General features: G+C 66.4%; 17 protein-coding genes. 6 read left to right on the top strand and 11 right to left on the bottom strand.

All coding sequences use genetic code 11. The annotated features are described in order from the left end of the window. Positions 1–62: 62 nt before the first annotated feature. On the top strand, positions 63–269 hold the full coding sequence (locus QFZ33_RS18515) for a hypothetical protein (protein WP_307029836.1): 207 nt from the start codon (positions 63–65) through the stop codon (positions 267–269). A gap of 642 nt (positions 270–911) precedes the next feature. Here the strand turns inward: QFZ33_RS18515 and QFZ33_RS18510 are convergent. From QFZ33_RS18510 to QFZ33_RS18480, 7 genes are all read right to left on the bottom strand, one after another. Next, positions 912–1,682, bottom strand: coding sequence for a helix-turn-helix transcriptional regulator (locus tag QFZ33_RS18510; protein ID WP_307029834.1), 771 nt, complete (start codon positions 1,680–1,682; stop codon positions 912–914). Positions 1,683–1,906: 224 nt separating this feature from the next. Beyond that, on the bottom strand, positions 1,907–2,308 hold the full coding sequence (locus QFZ33_RS18505) for a hypothetical protein (protein ID WP_307029833.1): 402 nt from the start codon (positions 2,306–2,308) through the stop codon (positions 1,907–1,909). A 651-nt stretch (positions 2,309–2,959) separates the two neighbouring features. After that, positions 2,960–3,301: a hypothetical protein gene (locus QFZ33_RS18500; protein ID WP_003805240.1), complete on the bottom strand. Its 342-nt coding sequence runs from the start codon at positions 3,299–3,301 to the stop codon at positions 2,960–2,962. A 75-nt stretch (positions 3,302–3,376) separates the two neighbouring features. Next, a complete protein-coding gene (zapE, locus tag QFZ33_RS18495; RefSeq protein WP_307029831.1) occupies positions 3,377–3,883 on the bottom strand; it encodes an AFG1/ZapE family ATPase in 507 nt (168 codons plus the stop codon). Beyond that, on the bottom strand, positions 3,883–4,878 hold the full coding sequence (corA, locus tag QFZ33_RS18490) for a magnesium/cobalt transporter CorA (protein ID WP_307029829.1): 996 nt from the start codon (positions 4,876–4,878) through the stop codon (positions 3,883–3,885). The genes zapE and corA overlap by 1 nt, the downstream gene beginning before the upstream one ends. Positions 4,879–4,904: 26 nt before the next feature. Next, on the bottom strand, positions 4,905–5,330 hold the full coding sequence (locus QFZ33_RS18485; RefSeq protein ID WP_307029827.1) for a DUF1761 domain-containing protein: 426 nt from the start codon (positions 5,328–5,330) through the stop codon (positions 4,905–4,907). 9 nt (positions 5,331–5,339) lie between these two features. Next, entirely contained in the window at positions 5,340–5,828 is a 489-nt protein-coding gene (locus QFZ33_RS18480) for an Lrp/AsnC family transcriptional regulator (protein ID WP_373427294.1), read from the bottom strand. 174 nt (positions 5,829–6,002) lie between these two features. On the opposite strand from QFZ33_RS18480, the gene QFZ33_RS18475 reads away from it, so the two are divergent. From QFZ33_RS18475 to QFZ33_RS18465, 3 genes are all read left to right on the top strand, one after another. Beyond that, positions 6,003–7,238 (top strand): MFS transporter, encoded by a 1,236-nt coding sequence (locus QFZ33_RS18475; RefSeq protein WP_307029823.1) that lies wholly within the window; start codon positions 6,003–6,005, stop codon positions 7,236–7,238. A gap of 149 nt (positions 7,239–7,387) precedes the next feature. Further along, positions 7,388–8,119, top strand: a complete 732-nt coding sequence (locus QFZ33_RS18470; RefSeq protein WP_307029821.1) for an ArsR/SmtB family transcription factor — start codon at positions 7,388–7,390, stop codon at positions 8,117–8,119. Beyond that, entirely contained in the window at positions 8,116–8,352 is a 237-nt protein-coding gene (locus tag QFZ33_RS18465; RefSeq protein ID WP_307029819.1) for a 2-nitropropane dioxygenase, read from the top strand. Before QFZ33_RS18470 ends, QFZ33_RS18465 begins: the two co-directional genes overlap by 4 nt. Before the next feature lie 96 nt (positions 8,353–8,448). Here the strand turns inward: QFZ33_RS18465 and QFZ33_RS18460 are convergent, their stop codons facing one another. Beyond that, positions 8,449–8,958: an Lrp/AsnC family transcriptional regulator gene (locus QFZ33_RS18460; RefSeq protein ID WP_307029817.1), complete on the bottom strand. Its 510-nt coding sequence runs from the start codon at positions 8,956–8,958 to the stop codon at positions 8,449–8,451. Positions 8,959–9,076: 118 nt separating this feature from the next. After that, positions 9,077–10,348 (bottom strand): MFS transporter, encoded by a 1,272-nt coding sequence (locus tag QFZ33_RS18455; RefSeq protein WP_307029815.1) that lies wholly within the window; start codon positions 10,346–10,348, stop codon positions 9,077–9,079. A gap of 90 nt (positions 10,349–10,438) precedes the next feature. On the opposite strand from QFZ33_RS18455, the gene QFZ33_RS18450 reads away from it, so the two are divergent. Next, a complete protein-coding gene (locus tag QFZ33_RS18450; RefSeq protein ID WP_307029813.1) occupies positions 10,439–11,425 on the top strand; it encodes a LysR substrate-binding domain-containing protein in 987 nt (328 codons plus the stop codon). A gap of 39 nt (positions 11,426–11,464) precedes the next feature. Here the strand turns inward: QFZ33_RS18450 and QFZ33_RS18445 are convergent, their stop codons facing one another. Next, entirely contained in the window at positions 11,465–12,496 is a 1,032-nt protein-coding gene (locus QFZ33_RS18445; RefSeq protein WP_307029811.1) for a nitronate monooxygenase, read from the bottom strand. Positions 12,497–12,532: 36 nt separating this feature from the next. Between QFZ33_RS18445 and QFZ33_RS18440 the strand changes: the two genes are divergently transcribed. After that, the gene (locus QFZ33_RS18440; RefSeq protein WP_307029809.1) at positions 12,533–13,489 is read left to right on the top strand and encodes an N-acetylglucosamine kinase; all 957 of its coding nucleotides are present in this window, start codon (positions 12,533–12,535) and stop codon (positions 13,487–13,489) included. A 132-nt stretch (positions 13,490–13,621) separates the two neighbouring features. Here QFZ33_RS18440 and QFZ33_RS18435 read toward each other — a convergent pair whose 3' ends face one another. Continuing rightward, a complete protein-coding gene (locus tag QFZ33_RS18435) occupies positions 13,622–14,650 on the bottom strand; it encodes a pirin family protein (protein WP_307029807.1) in 1,029 nt (342 codons plus the stop codon). Positions 14,651–14,662: the final 12 nt, after the last annotated feature.

The following is a 14,662-nucleotide window of genomic DNA, read 5'->3' as shown; positions in this document are numbered from 1 at the left end:
GTCACCGGGACCGCTGATAGGAGTCAGATCCGATTCGCCTGATCCGTTATCAGGAGCACATCATGCATCCGATTTTTAGCCTAGCAGCCGGGGCAACACTCATTGCAGTCCTTGCCGCAGGATCATCCGTTCCGGTCGGCGACCGGCCCGCGGCCACCCAGGACAAGCAGGCCGTGGTTCAACAACTCGGCCCCCTCGCCCCCTCGCCTCCTCCCATCCGCGGATCCTCTGCCGGGATCGAGGCGTCCTGGAGCGGGTCCTGGCCTTGACCGTGGCAGCTCGTCCTGCCCGCGTCCAATGTTCTTGCGGAAAATCGTGCCCGTTCACGAATCCGCCGGCCCGTGTGCGGTGAAGGATTCAAAAAGTGCAGAACAACACCACCTGTGAATTGAACGTCATCTGCGACGGGGTGGTTATACACTGCTCCCCCAAAGTGAAGGTCGAGACGTGTGTGCCGAAGGGCCAGCCCTGCCCGTGACGAGTCGCGGTTGGCCCTTACTGCGACGATCGCGTGTCAGCCAGCCCAGCCAGCAAGCAAGCGTGTCCTCGCGGTTCTGCAACCTCCGTAAGCGCCTCAAAGAAGGAAATCCCGGCCGGTCTTAGCGACCAGCCGAGGTGATCCTGAGTCTCATCGATAAGGGGCGGTGGAGAATGTCCTGCCCTAACCCCTGCAGTCAGCTTCGAAGGTGGCTTCGCCAAGCATGTTGCTGTCTTGGTCGGAGCGTTCCTTACTGATCCAATTCATGACGTACTCATTGCCCTCGCTTCCGACCCCTTGGCATGGAGGTTGAAGGAAAAGAGAAATTTCCCATCTTTTTCCGTTGGTAACGGTGTGGACCGTCCCTTGCCCTTCGACGAATTTCGTCTGCGTCGGTCATGCCCCAGAATGCTCAGACCGGCGCCTCGGGCCTTCATGTCGACAGCGGTGAACGGTCCAGCAGTCTCAATTCATAACCCCTTTGGACAGCCATCAGCCGGTCACCGACATCCAGTTTGCGGTAAATGTGTTCCAGGTGCTTTTCCGCGGTGCGCGGCGAGATGTTGAGCCTCCGCGCCAGACTGTCTGCGGTCAGTCCCTTGCTGAGCAGAGTCAAAATCCCCATCTCCCGGACAGTCAATCCCTGTGTGGAGCCTTGCACGGAAGCCTCGGCACTGGTCGACGCAAGCCTGAGATGAAAGGCAAGGCCAGTCAAGATTGGTTGAAGCAGTGATGCCAAGTCGAACTCTTGCTCCGTGAAGTCGTCAGGTCGTTGGACGAGATAGGAGTGGAGGTCATTCCCGCCCAAGTGGAGCGGGATGGACAACTGATGGTTCACGTTCCAGGGCCGGGCTATCTCGTCCCAGGCCTGCTTGATGTTGTTGCTGGCTAGAGCGTCAGGAACCCGCCCGATGGATTGTGGTCCCCTTTGTCCAGTCCATGCATACCAGCGCAACAGCGGTTGTTGCCTGTAGTCAAAGTCCCCTGGCGGCTCGTCGGGGATGTACTTCGGTGGCCAGCAAGTGATGATGCGATTGTCCCAATCGTGTCGCACATGATTTCGCGTTGAGCACGCTCCGTCGAACGACTCCGTATAGAGCTCCAGGAGTTGCTCTTCGTATCGCAATGACGGGCCACACGGCAGTTGAAGGATTTCTCCAACTAACTCCAGCCACGTGCGGTACTGCGCATCATTACGCTCCACGCCTGAATTTTAGATGCAAGTGCGCCGTAGCGACACAAGCAAATGGTGTCCTGAGATGTCGCGGGCCTCTCGTCCGCGCGTTACGCAGACCAATACCATCGCACTGGCAGTGGCCCATCGACCTGGAAGCCTTGCCGTTCACCGGCTCACCCCTGAATGGGGCGCTGCGGGAACTGCACTTCCGTTGTGCCGAGTTCGCCCCGTGACGACAGCACGGCTGAAAGTCAGGACTCTGCGGAACCGTGGAATTTGGGCGGGAGGTGGCCGCGCCGGGACGCTTCACGGACTACCTGCCGGATGTTCGCGAACAGCACGGCCTTCACTGCTGTCATTTCAGGGGTATGGCCGTGCTTCAGTGCGCTCTCGAGACTGCCGCAGTAGGACTCAAGGCGCCTCGCGCCGGCCATCCCGGAGCTGACCCTCAGGCTGATGATGGCGTCCAGAGTGGTCTCGGTATCGCCGCGGGTTAGGCCCTTGAAGATCTTGGCCGCCCGCACGGGAAGCATCACCAGATACTCCTGCATGAACTTCTGCGCCGCATCCTCCCCGGCTTCGTCTCTGAGGTCCCGCAATGCAGCGTCATCCAGTACCGGAAGGTCCTGGCCCGCGTCCGCGTCCTCCGCCATGCAGCCACCTCATCCAGTTGTCCACGCCGTCCTGCGATTCTCAATGAAATGGTCCCGGACGCAGCTCAAGAACCTGCCACCGTCATCGCAGGTTCGGATCAAGAGTTCGACAGCATCACCAGGGAGCCGCAGCCGGCCTCGCAGGCAGCAAGCTCCGGCGGCCCCTGGCCGCCTCATGGAATTGTCCGCCGGGTCCGGGGTACATCGGGGGAATGCGTTCCGGACCCGGCGTTCTGAAGCAACGGTTCGCGGCTACCTTCTGCTTCAGGGACAGGAACAGTCTGCGGCCTGCACATTGTGAAATGCGGGTGCTACCTGATCGTCGGGCTTCGTTTTTACCCCCTGTGTGGGGGGTGGACGCCGCATGCCCGAGGTTTTCCCAAGGTCCGGGGGCGGGCTTTGGTTCACGTCTAGAGCGGCTCTCACCTGGAGGGGAAGGTGGCGCCTAGTATCGCTCTCATGAAGAGCCTTGGCTCGTTCCAGACCATTCGGGAGACTGTCTTGACTAATCCCAGCGAATGAGGCGCGTTTACGTGACTCGCGCCTGCCCCGCGTGAGCGCAGGGGCGGCCTTGTTTGTGCCGACGCGAAAATCGGCCACGGGCAGGAGGAGTGCCCTGCCCGTGGCCGCCAGACGTGTAAGAGATGCGGGCTACTGACCGCCGCAGAACCTGCTGTAGGTGCTGCCGGCCTGCTCGTAGCCGGTCTTCAGCTCGGTGAGTTTCGCCTCATCCGGGGTTTCCTTCGCGGACTCGTCCGTGTATTCCAGGATGGCTTGCAGCGCGGGCCGCAGCTCGTCGGAGGACACTGCCTCGATGGGACGGATCTGGTTGGCCAGGCGGGTCATGCCGGTCTTGCCGACGGAGTTCGTGGGGTTCGAGACAACCGTCCGGATCCGGTCGCACGTCTGTGCGGTGGTGAGCTGCGGTGCAGCGCAGGCGGAAGCGGAGAGGACGAACCCGGCGGCAAGCAGGGCGGTGGTGAGTTTCTTCATGTTTCCCTCAGTAGTTGATGTCAATCGATTGTAAGCAGACGCAACCGGCTCAGGACGGACGGGTTACGGCTGTTGCTAGCAGCCGCCGAACTGCTCATCCGGCAACTGTTCGTCCGACTCGATCCGGCGAAGCTCGGAGAGCCGCTCTCCGATGCGTGACAGGACGACGGCAAGTTCATCAGCAGCGCTGCCCTGCGGCGCGCCAAAGGGATCGCCATGCGGTCCAGGGGTGATGAGGAACGGCGTGATCTCCCGCTCGTGGAGGACGTCCAACAAAGCCAGGAACCGCTGCCAGTCAGCCGGGCTGGCAGTGGACTCTCCAGGAAGTGACGGGATGCCGTCCACCACCCAAGCAGGGAACCTTTCCGCCAGCAGAAGATAGTCCGCCGTCGACCGGACCCCGACGCACAGCTCCGTGAAGCTGACCCACAGGATGTCCGGATCGGCGCCCTTGACTGACAACGGACCGGTGGGCAGGGCCAGGACCTCCCGCTGGGATGGCGAAGGCCTGAACAGCCCGTAGGCGCCCAACTGCCGTTCCGTGCCGGGAGTGATGATCAGGCCCTGGTGGAAACCGGCCACTAGAGCCAGCCCTTCCGCTTGAAGATGAGATACATCAGGGCGGCGGTGGCGGCCATCAGCAGCATCGCCATGGGATAGCCGTAGGCCCAGTGCAGCTCAGGCATGTGGTCAAAGTTCATGCCGTACACGCCGGCCACGAATGACGGGGCGAAGAAGATGGCAGCCCAGGACGAGATCTTCTTCACCTGCTCGTTCTGCTGCGCACTGGCCTCGTTCTGCCGGTTGGCAGTAAGGGTGCCGTCCAGGGTCAGGGCATTCTGCAGGAGGTCGCGGAAGGAATCGGCCCGCGAAATCACCCGCTCGACGTGGTCCTCGACGTCCCGAAGATTGTGCTGGAGCTCGGCGTCGGCAGCGAAGTCGTCGAATCCCTCGTTGAGCTGCTGCATCATGGCCGGCAGCGGATGGATGGCCCGCTGGAACTGGATGACCTCGCGGGCGAGCTCATAGATGCGGCGGGACACCGCAGAGTCGCCGGAGAAGAGCTGGTCCTCGATTTCGTCGATGTCGTTTTCCAGCCCGGCCACCACCGGAGCGTAGTCGTCCACCACCTGGTCCAGAAGTCCGTACAGTACTGCCGGCGGTCCGTGGCGCAGGAGGTCCGGCCGGGATTCCAGGCGGCGGCGCACCTTTCCCACACCGGACATCTCCGCGTGCCGGACGGTCACCACGAAGTTCGGGCCAACGAATATATGGAGCTCCCCGAATTCCACGGATTCGGTGTCGTCGCGGTACCGGGCCGGCCTTAGGACAGTGAAGAGGTTGTCACCGTAGCGCTCCAGCTTTGGCCGCTGGTGGGCCGAGACGGCGTCCTCGACGGCCAGGTCGTGCAGCCCAAACTCGTCGGCGACGGCGGCCATCTCGGCTTTCGAGGGACGGTACAGGCCGATCCAGGCCATTCCGCCGTGGCTGTCAAGCGTTTCAAACGTCTGTTCCAGGTTTTCGGGCTCCGCCGTGCGGACCCCGTCGACGTAGACGGCGTTGTCAATGATGGTCACAGTCTGTAGGTCTCCGTCTGTTCGGGTCAGGACATCGCGCCGATGATTGCTCCCGCTGCTGTCACAGCAAGGACGTCATGGCCGGAGTCGATGAGCGTCACAGCGGCGGGACGTCCGGCGAAACCATTGTGGATTACGTGGCCTCCCACGCGGAACACGACCGCCAGCACAAAGGCGAAGCACCCACCGGCCAACGCGTTGTCGAGTCCAAGCTTGCTGATCAGCACTGCGAGGAGGATGGCGGTCACGGCTGCGGCCGCCATCATGGGAACCCAGGTTCCGGCGCCGCCCTCAGAGTTCCTGAGGTCCTCTTCGGTCTTGCCCACGGCCTCCATCCACCGCTTGCCGAGCACGGCGGGCAAATACCAGACGAAACCGATGGCCATGCTCGCGATGAAGGCAAGAAGCACCGCAAGCCAGTTGACCTGAAAGAAGTAAGAGAGCCAATCCATCCTCGAATCTTATTCCGACTGCGCCCCGGCAGACTGCACGAGGCGGCTGATCAGCGGCTCGGTCCGGTACGGGATGTGCGTGTGGAGGGCCAGCACGGTTTCGGTGCGGATCACGCCCTTGATACGCAGGATCGAACGCAGCGCGGCCTGCAGATTCTGCGTGTCCGTGGCCACCACGCGGCACCAGACGTCACCCCTGCCAGAGATCTCGTGCACTTCGAGGACCTGGGGAATCAGCCGCAAAGCGGCGATCACGCCGTCGAGCTCCCGGTGGGTCACCTCAATCGTCACAAAGGCGACGACGTCGAATCCCACCGACTCGAGGTCGATCTCACGGCCGCCGTCGTGCAGGATGCCGGAGCGGAGCATGCGACGCACGCGTGACTGGGCAGTGTTCCGCGCGATGCCGAGTTTTTCGCTCAGCTCGCCGATCTGAACGCGGGGGTCGCGGATCAGCTCGAGCAGGATCTTCAGATCCGTGGGGTCCAACGTGTTCAAATCGTCACTCCGGTTCATTAATCCGGCCAAAGATTGATGGTTTTGCTCAATATTCCCACAAAATTACGCACTCGGTACGCACTCCTGCCGCATTCTTTAGGTACCAAGATTCCATCCGTGCAAGCAGCCCCCACAAGGGGCCGGTTACACGGACGCACAGGCAAGGGCACGGGCATGACCGTCTTTAGCGAACTTCGAATGCGTCCGGCTGCGGCCACCCGCTGGGGCTGGGATGCGTCCACCACCTCACGGCTGGCCATGGCCGGCGTCGTCATTTTCACGCTCCTGGTGGGAGCAAACCTGGCGACCCCGCTGTACCCGCTGCTGCAAATGCGGCTCGGCATCAGTTCCCTGGGCATCACCGTCGCGTTCGCCGCTTACGTCCTGGCGCTCGTCGCCACGCTCATGCTCGCGGGGCACTGGTCCGACCACATCGGGCGCCGTGCGGCCCTCCTCCTTGCTGTGCTGACGGGGCTCGCGGGTGGCCTGGTCTTTGCGAATGCGGACAGCCTCACCGGGCTGTGCGGCGGCCGGGCCCTCCAAGGCGTTGCCGTCGCCCTGGCCACGGGGGCCAGCTCGGCGGCACTGCGTGAGCTGCTGCCCGAGCGCCCGGAGTGGGCCTCCCGTTTCACCCTGCTGGCTTCGGCCGGGGGAGTGGCGGCGGGCCCCGCGATCGGCGGGATCCTCTCCCTCCTGCCCGGCTCCACCACCACGCCGTACCTCATCCATTCGCTCGTCCTGGCCGCCCTGCTGATCCCCCTGTACCTGCTGCGCGCCCGCCCTGCCATCAAACCGGCAGCAGGCCCGCGCCCGCTGACAGCCCTGGCGCCGCGCCGGCCGACGGTGTCCCGGGAGGCCCGTGGTGCATTCTGGCTGGCGGCGGCCGTCGGCTTCCTCAGCTTTGCCGTTTTCGGCTTCTGCCTGTCCCTCGCGCCAAGCTACTTCGCGAAGATCCTGGGCACCGACTCACGGCCACTGATCGGCCTGCTGGCCGGGCTCACCCTGGGTTCGTCCGCCTTGAGTCAGCTGATCGCCGTCCGGAGCAGGTTCGCTGTGCCGGCGGGGCTGGCTGTGCTGGGCGGCGCCGTGGCGCTGATCGCTGCCGCGGCTGCCGCCGGCAACCCGTGGCTGCTGGTAGCGGCGAGCCTGGCCGCAGGCGCCGGCCAGGGCGTCGCCTTCCGGATCGTCTTCAACGACGTGGCGGGCAAGGTGGAGGCGTCCCGGCATGCACAGATCGTCAGTACCGTCTATGTGATTACCTACCTCGGTAGTGCTGTGCCGGTGGTGGGGCTGGGGCTCGCGACGGCGGCCTACGGTCTCGACGCGGCCGTCGCCGGATTCGTGACAGCCTGCGCCGTTGCGGCGGCGCTGCTGGCCGCGATCACCTGGCGCCGCAGCCTCCTTCGGTAGCAGGGCCGCAGTCTCCGCCGGTGGCAGCGGCGGGGGCGCCGCCGTCGTAAACGGTCGCTTGCAAAGAAGCAGTTGCAAAGAACCGATTGCAAAATAATCGTTGCAAAATAATCATTGCAAAGAAATCTTTGCAAGAGTACCGTTGGGGTATGGCCACCAAGCCGAACACCGAAGCCCCCGACGTGCAGGATCTGCCGTACCCCGTCCGGAAGATGGACCCCGCCTCCCTGAAGGCGCTTGCACATCCGCTGCGCGTCCAGATCCTGGAAATGCTGTCCCGGTACGGCGCACAGACGGCGTGCAGCCTCGGCGAGCTGCTGGGGGAGTCCAGCGGTTCCACGAGCTATCACCTGCGCCAGCTAGCCAAGCACGACTTCGTTCGGGAAGTAGAGGGAAAAGGCACGGCACGTGAGCGGTGGTGGGAGAGGCCGCGCGGCGCCATTGAGGTCTCGTCACCTGAGCTTGCAAGTTCCCCCGCCACCCAGGAAGCGTCACGGCTGGTCAACCGGGAGTTCGAACACCGCCGCCAGGCCGTGCTGGCCGATTTCATGGCACACGGGGCGGACACCTTGGACCGCGACTGGCTGGAAGCGGCCATCGTCAGCACCGCCAACGTGCGAATGAACGAAGGGCAGCTGGGTGCCTATACACGGGCGATGGACGCCTACTCCTACCGCCTGCTGGAGGAGATCCGGGGTGAGGACGAGCAGCAAGGCGCCCGGCCGGTCCAGATCCACTTCAACGCGTTCCCCATCCTCGGTGTCCCCGCGTCCGCCGGCAGCCGCGGCCAGCGAAAAGCGCAGCCCGCGGAGCAAAAAACAGCCCAAGCGGAATCCACCAGCACAAAGCAGCCAACGAACCCCGAAAGGAAAGAGCCATGAGCGCGCTATCGGTCAACCAGTCCGTCCCCGGCTACCGCCGTGCCTCCGTGCTGGAAGCCGTGGCCGTGCGCGTCGGCGCCGGCCTGGTGGAATGGGCGGAGCGGCGCCGGGTTGTTCCGGAGGAAACCGTCCGGCAGCAGCGGGACGCCGCGCGGCGCCGTGACGAATTGAACCTGTTGCGTGGGGATGTCCTCGGCGCAGCCCACTCAGGCCTGCTGCTTCCCCGCCGCTAGGTAGCGCCGGGCCGGTCGTTGCCGGGCCGCGCAGTCCCGGTTGGCGCAGTCCGGGTGTTGGGTCAGTCCAGGTGTTGACTCAGTCCCGGTGTTGAGTCAGTCGCGGTCCGGCAGCGGCCCGTGGTTGCCCTGCATGTGGTCGAACACCAATGTGGTTTCGGTGTGGCCGACTACGGGATCGGTAGCCAGGTTGTCCAGAACCCAGTCCCGCAGGTCCTCAGTGGTGGCGACGGCGATGTGCAGCAGATAGTCAACCGAGCCCGACGTGTGGAAGGTCGACAGCACGGCGGGCAGCTTGGGGACACGGGAGGTGAACCGGTCGATCTGCTCCCGGTCGTGGGCACGGAGCCGGACGGCGATCAGGGCCTGCACCGACCGGCCAATCGCGGAAAGGCTCAGTTTCGCCTCAAACCCCTGGATGATGCCCCGGTCCGAGAGCGCGCGGGTGCGCATGAGTGCGGTGGAGGGGGCGATGCCCACCAGCTCGGCCAGCTGCTTGTTGGAAATCCGGGCATCGTCCACCAGAGCCGCCAGCAGCCGCTCGTCAATGGCATCGAGGGGTTCGTGTCCCGCCGCCGGCCGAATATTCTTCGCGTTGGTGCTCACGGATCCTCCTGGAGTGGTCTCCGTTCATCTTAGCGGCGCGAATGTTGCCAAGACATTCACCGGCAGGCGGCACTCCCGAACAACTGCAGGACTCCTGCTCCGTTGGGCGGCGGATTATTCAGGGATGCTGCAGGCTCGCCTCGTCCTGCTGGCGCTGCCTCGGTTCGCGCCCGGAAGCAGGATGCACCACGGCGGTGATCACCGCCGTCGCGCACCCAAGGATGATGACGGCGGCCGCCAGCGCCTGCCAGCCGAGGGACTGAAACACCAGTCCGCCTGCCCAGCCCAGGATGCTGGAGCCGAGGTAGTACGCGAGGTTGTACAGCGATGCTGCCTGTGCCCGGCCGGACCGGGCGATGGCTCCGGTCCAGCCCGCGCCGATGCTGTGGGCCGCAAAGAAGCCGCCGGTGAAGACGAAGAGGCCGGCCAGTATCAGCACCAGCACCTGCGTAAGGGTGAGGGCCAGGCCCGCCGCCATAACCGCAATGCCGGCCAGCAGCACCGTGCGCCGGCCGAAGCGCTGGGTCAGGGCTCCGGCCCAGCGCGAGGTCACGGTGCCCGAAAGGTAGGCCAGGAAGATGAGGCTGATGAGCGTGGCGGGGAGGCTGAACGGTTCGCCGGAGAGCCGGAATCCGAGATAGTTGTAGACGGCCACGAAGCCGCCCATCAGCAGGAAGGCCTGCACGTAAAGTGCCAGCAGCCTGGGGTTGGCCAGATGGCCGGAGAGGGTCCTGGCCGCACTGCGGAGGCCAATGCCCCGGGCCGGGGTGAAGCCGCGGGCCTTCGGGATGAGGACCAGGAAGAGCACGGCGGCCACGGTGGCCAGGACGGAGACCGCGAGCGCGGCGGCGCGCCATCCCCATAATTCCCCGGCCGGTCCGGCGACGAGCCTTCCCGCCAGACCGCCCAGTGTGGTGCCCGCGACGTAGCTGCCCGCGGCCACGGCGGCGTGTGCCCGGTCGATTTCCTCGTTGAGATAGGCGATGGCGATGGCAGGAATGCCGCCCAGAGCCATGCCCTCCAGCATCCGGAGGCCCAGCAGGACGGGGAAGGACGTTGCCAGCGGCACCAGCAGTCCCAGTGCTGTGGCCAGGCAGATTCCCCAGGTCATGGCCTTCACCCTCCCGATCCGGTCGGCGAGGAACGACCAAGGGATGACGGTGACGGCGAGGCCCACGGTGGCCAGCGAAATGGTCAGCGCGGCTTCAGCGGCGGTCACTCGAAGCTCAGCGGCCATGACGGGGAGCACGGCCTGGGTGGAATAGAGCTGCGCGAAGGTGGCCACACCGGCGAACGCGAGGCCTGCCAGGATCCTGCCGTAGGCCTGTGAACCTTTCGGGTGCCCGTTCCACCCCAGACTTCCGGGGGCGTGTTTGTGGGGCGTTGGCATGCCTTCAGCGTAGATCTATGCTGACCTAGTATCCAATGCATGATTCGTCAATAATTCATGCCGGATAGGATTGATTGACGGAGGAGAGCCGTGGATATCGAACACAGGCAGCTGGTGCAGCTGCTGCCTATTCTGCCGCTGCTGGCGGAGCTTGGGCGGACGCAGCACATCACCGAAACCGCCGAGCTGCTCGGCGTTCCGCAGTCGACCGTCAGCCGCGCGCTGGCGCGGGCCAGCGCCGTGGTGGGGACCGATCTGCTGATCAGGGACGGCAGGGGCGTCCGGCTGACATCTGCTGCCACGACGCTGCTGCCCTATGTGGAATCGGCGCTCGCCGAGTTCCGTGCCGGCCTGGACCTTATCCGGCACGAATCGGAGGTGGTTCGCGGCCGGGTCACCGTGACCTTCCAGCACACGTTCGGCGAGGCGACGCTGCCCCTGCTCATCAGCGCATTCCGGAGCCGCTATCCGCAGACGGAGTTCGATCTCCGTCAGGGCTCCCGCGACAGCTGCCTGGCGGAACTCTCCTCCGGCGCCGCCAATCTCGCCCTGACCGCACCCGTGGCACCCGCCAGCAGGACCATCGGCTCCGCCGCGCTGTACCGGGAACCGCTGAGGCTCGTGGTGCACCACCGGCACCCGCTGGCGGACCGGAAGTCGGTGGCCATGGCCGAGATCCGGAAAGATCCGTTCGTTGCGCTCGGATCCGGCTACGGGCTGCGCTCCCTGGCGGAGGCCCTGTTCCGGGAGGCCGGCTTCAGGCCGCGGATCGCCTTTGAAAGCCAGGATTCACACACCGCGCGTGGTCTGGTGTCCGCCGGGTTGGGTGTCAGCATCCTCCCCCCGGAGGGAGGCAGCGGGCCGGGCCTCGGCGTCACGGCGGACACCGGCGACCTGGGCTGGGTCGAAATTGCGCTCGAATCGGAACTGGCGTACCGCGAGATCGGCCTTGCCTGGCGGGAGCGCCGCAGCGTGCGGGAGAGCGAACCTGACGCCGTCCGGTTCTTCCGGGAGCTGGTGCTGGAGGAGGGGCCCGGGCTGCTTGCGGGGCTGGTCCGGGCCCGCTCAGGCGCCTGACGGGCCCCCTGGCGCCGGGGCCCTAACCAGCACCGGGCTCTAACCGTTCAGGAGCGCGGCCACAGCCTCGGCCACGGGTCCCGTCCTGGCCGAGCGCCAGCCCTTGCCCGCCCAGAGGTTCAGCCGCTCCTGGTCACCGGCAGCGGCGGCCGCTGCGCGGATGGGAGCTGTCAGATGGTGGATGGCGGGGTAGCCCTCGGGGGCGTCCCCGTGGGCGCGGACAAAGTCATTGACCAGTGCCCGTGCATAGCGGCCGGTGAACGCCCGGGTCGGTGTTGTTTCGGTGAAGCGGTCATCGCCAAGGGCGTCCTTGTGCAGCTGGCGTGCGCCGCTTTCGTCCGTCCGCAGCAGCGCCGTTCCCACCTGCGCGGCAACTGCCCCCGCGGCAATGACCGACCTGACGGCGGCGGCGTCGGACACCGCGCCGGCTGCGATCAGCGGCAGGTCGACGGCGGCCGTCACCTCCCGGATCAGGTCAGCCGTCGACGGCGGCATGCCGCCAGGTTTCGTCCCGGGCAGGAAAGCACCGGAATGGGCGCCGGCGCTGCTGTGCTGGACGATGAGGGCGTCGGCTCCGCGGTCCGCTGCCAGCTCTGCCTCGGCGCGGCTGGTGACCGTGGCGAGGACCGTCGACCCCGCCTGCCGAAGCGCCTCGACAACTGCGGAATCGGGCAGCCCGAACGCGAAGCTGACCAGTTCAACCGGGTGCTGCAACAGGAGGTCGATCTTCGCCTCCCAGGCATCGTCGTCGTCAAGCACCAGGGGCGGGACGGTTACGCCGTAGCGCCCGGCGTCCCGGCCCAGGCTGCTCCGGTACTCCTCGAGCCTTGCCACGGCATCGGGGGAGGGGGTCAGCTGTGCGTTGTCCGGCACAAAAACGTTGACCCCGAACCGGACGCCGGCGTCCCGGCAGGCGCGAATCTCCGCACCGACCGCATCCGCACTCTTGTACCCCGCGGCGAGAAAGCCCAGTCCCCCGGCGCGGTGTACTGCCGAGACGAAGCCCGGCGTGGACGTCCCGCCTGCCATGGGCGCTGCAATGATGCGGGTACCAATCTCGGCGTGGGGCATGGCTGGCTCCTAGGGGCTAATCAGTAATCTGTTCTGGTGACTAACTCTGACAACCTATCCGGTGCGGCCCCTGTTTCGTCCAGCACGGGCGCGTCCGGCGACGCCCGGACCAACGACGTCGTGATCGGCCTCGACATCGGCGGCACCAAGACGAGGGGCATCCGATTCGAGCACGGGGAACCGGTAGCCGACCAGAGCGTGGGAAGCGCCAACGTCCAGAACGTGAGCCGTGCGGAAGCCGCGGCGCACCTAGCGGAGCTTTTCGCCAAAATCGGCCGGGGGCCGGTGGCGCAGGTTTACGCCGGCGCCGGCGGGATTGACACCGATGAGGACGCGGCCGCCCTGGCCGCCCTCATTGAGCCGCACGCCCCGGGGGCCCGGATTACCGTGGTCCACGACTCCCGGCTCCTGCTCGCGGCAGGCGGCGCCAGCACCGGCGTCGCAGTCATTGCGGGCACGGGCTCGGCGGCCTGGGGCGCGAACGGGGACGGCGACGAGGCGCGGGCCGGCGGCTGGGGCTACCTCCTGGGCGACGAAGGCAGCGGTTACTGGCTTGGCCGCGAGGCCGTCCGGCACAGCCTGAGGCGCATGAACCAGGGGCAGGAACCGGACGAGCTGACGCGGGCACTCCTGGATTCCTGCCACACCGATGACCCGAACAAGCTGATCGCGCTCTTCCACTCCCCGGACACCGGACGGCGCTTCTGGGCGCAGCAGGCCCGGCTGGTGGTGGAGGCGGCCGACGCCGGCCACAGCGTCAGCCGCGACCTGATAGACCAGGCGGGCAAGGACCTGGCGGAGATGGCCGCGCAGGTCCTCCGGCAGCTGGGGCTGGACGGTCCGGTCATTCTGGGCAGCGGCCTGGGCATGAACGTTGTCCGGCTGCAGGAATCATTCCGGAAGCACCTGGCCGCAGCCGGAGTCAGCGACGTGCGGATCCTGGCGCAGGACCCCGTCTTCGGTGTCCCGCTGCTGGTCCGCGACCAGCCCTGATACTGGTGCAATCAAGCGCGAACGGGCACTTGAGGCCCCGCCTGAGGGCCCCAAGTGTCCGTTCGCGCTGTGTGCGTTCACGCCGTGACGGAAACAGGCGGGACGGAACCAGGCCGGGGTTGCTGCCGGGCCCTAGGACCGGGTCCGCGGCCTGAGCTTCACTCCGGGCAAGGGCGGCGCGGGGATCCTGCCTGCCTCGCGTCCCGCATCCGGTCCGTGGCCGTGGACCAGCCCGAAGCGGGCACCTTCCGCCGCCGGGTCGGACAGCTCTGCCTGGGCCTCCCAGTCCGCCCGCGCCTGGGCGACCTCCTCATGGGTTCGGCCCACGAAGTTCCACCACATCAGCAGTTCCTCGTGGAGCGGCTCGCCGCCGATCAGAACGAACCGGGTCTCCGGCAGGGCATCCACGGCCAGGACCTCGCGCCCGGCCCCGAGGTAGCCCAGCGGTCCCGGGCCGATCTCCTGCCCGTCCACCGTCAGGCCGCCGTCGAGCACCAGAACGGCGTGCTCGAACGCCGGGTCAAGCGGGAAAGCGGCGGCGCCGCCGCAGCGAACGTCCGCTCCGACGATCGGCGTGTACATCGTGGCCGGCGAGGAAGCGCCGGCGAAGGATCCCACCATCACCGTGGCGGTGAAGCCCGGGCCATGGACCGTGGGCAGGTCGCGGTGCTGCTCGAAGGCGGGGGGCCTGTCCCGCTCCCCGTCGGGCAACGCGACCCACAGCTGCAGCCCGCGCTGCAGCGGAAGCCCGGCACCGCCGTCGTCCGTCGCCGGCAGCACGGCAAACTCGGAGTGCGAGACGCCGTGGCCCGCGGTCATGATGTTCAGCTCGCCCGGACGAACAATGACGTCACTGCCCACGCTGTCCCGGTGCCTGATCTGCCCGGCCAGCGGCCACGTCACGGTCTGCAGTCCGGTGTGCGGGTGCGGCAGCACGGACATCGCCGTCCGGTCGGGGCCAAAACTGTCCAGGAAGCACCAGGCCCCCACCGTCGGCAGGCCGCGCTGGGGCAGGGTGCGGAGCACTGACATCGCGCGGACCCCGCCGAGCGGCACTTCGCGTGCCGGCCACAACTGCAGGCAGGGCCCGGCACCCGTCCCTGTGTCCGGGCCGGCGGGCGGGCAGGTTTCCTCCTGCGGGAGAAGCTCCAGATTCGTCACAGTCCCACTCTA

This window comes from Arthrobacter globiformis, from assembly GCF_030815865.1.
In the GTDB taxonomy this organism is placed as follows: domain Bacteria; phylum Actinomycetota; class Actinomycetes; order Actinomycetales; family Micrococcaceae; genus Arthrobacter; species Arthrobacter globiformis_B.
The sequence above is the reverse complement of the archived record's forward strand: the minus strand, read 5'-3'. Positions and strand labels throughout refer to the sequence as shown.

Coding starts and splice junctions, on each gene's coding strand:
- QFZ33_RS18515 (WP_307029836.1), top strand. CDS start 63: ATGCATCCGATTTTTAGCCTAGCAGCCGGGGCAACACTCATTGCAGTC.
- QFZ33_RS18505 (WP_307029833.1), bottom strand. CDS start 2,308: ATGGCGGAGGACGCGGACGCGGGCCAGGACCTTCCGGTACTGGATGAC.
- QFZ33_RS18500 (WP_003805240.1), bottom strand. CDS start 3,301: ATGAAGAAACTCACCACCGCCCTGCTTGCCGCCGGGTTCGTCCTCTCC.
- QFZ33_RS18485 (WP_307029827.1), bottom strand. CDS start 5,330: ATGGATTGGCTCTCTTACTTCTTTCAGGTCAACTGGCTTGCGGTGCTT.
- QFZ33_RS18475 (WP_307029823.1), top strand. CDS start 6,003: ATGACCGTCTTTAGCGAACTTCGAATGCGTCCGGCTGCGGCCACCCGC.
- QFZ33_RS18470 (WP_307029821.1), top strand. CDS start 7,388: ATGGCCACCAAGCCGAACACCGAAGCCCCCGACGTGCAGGATCTGCCG.
- QFZ33_RS18465 (WP_307029819.1), top strand. CDS start 8,116: ATGAGCGCGCTATCGGTCAACCAGTCCGTCCCCGGCTACCGCCGTGCC.
- QFZ33_RS18455 (WP_307029815.1), bottom strand. CDS start 10,348: ATGCCAACGCCCCACAAACACGCCCCCGGAAGTCTGGGGTGGAACGGG.
- QFZ33_RS18445 (WP_307029811.1), bottom strand. CDS start 12,496: ATGCCCCACGCCGAGATTGGTACCCGCATCATTGCAGCGCCCATGGCA.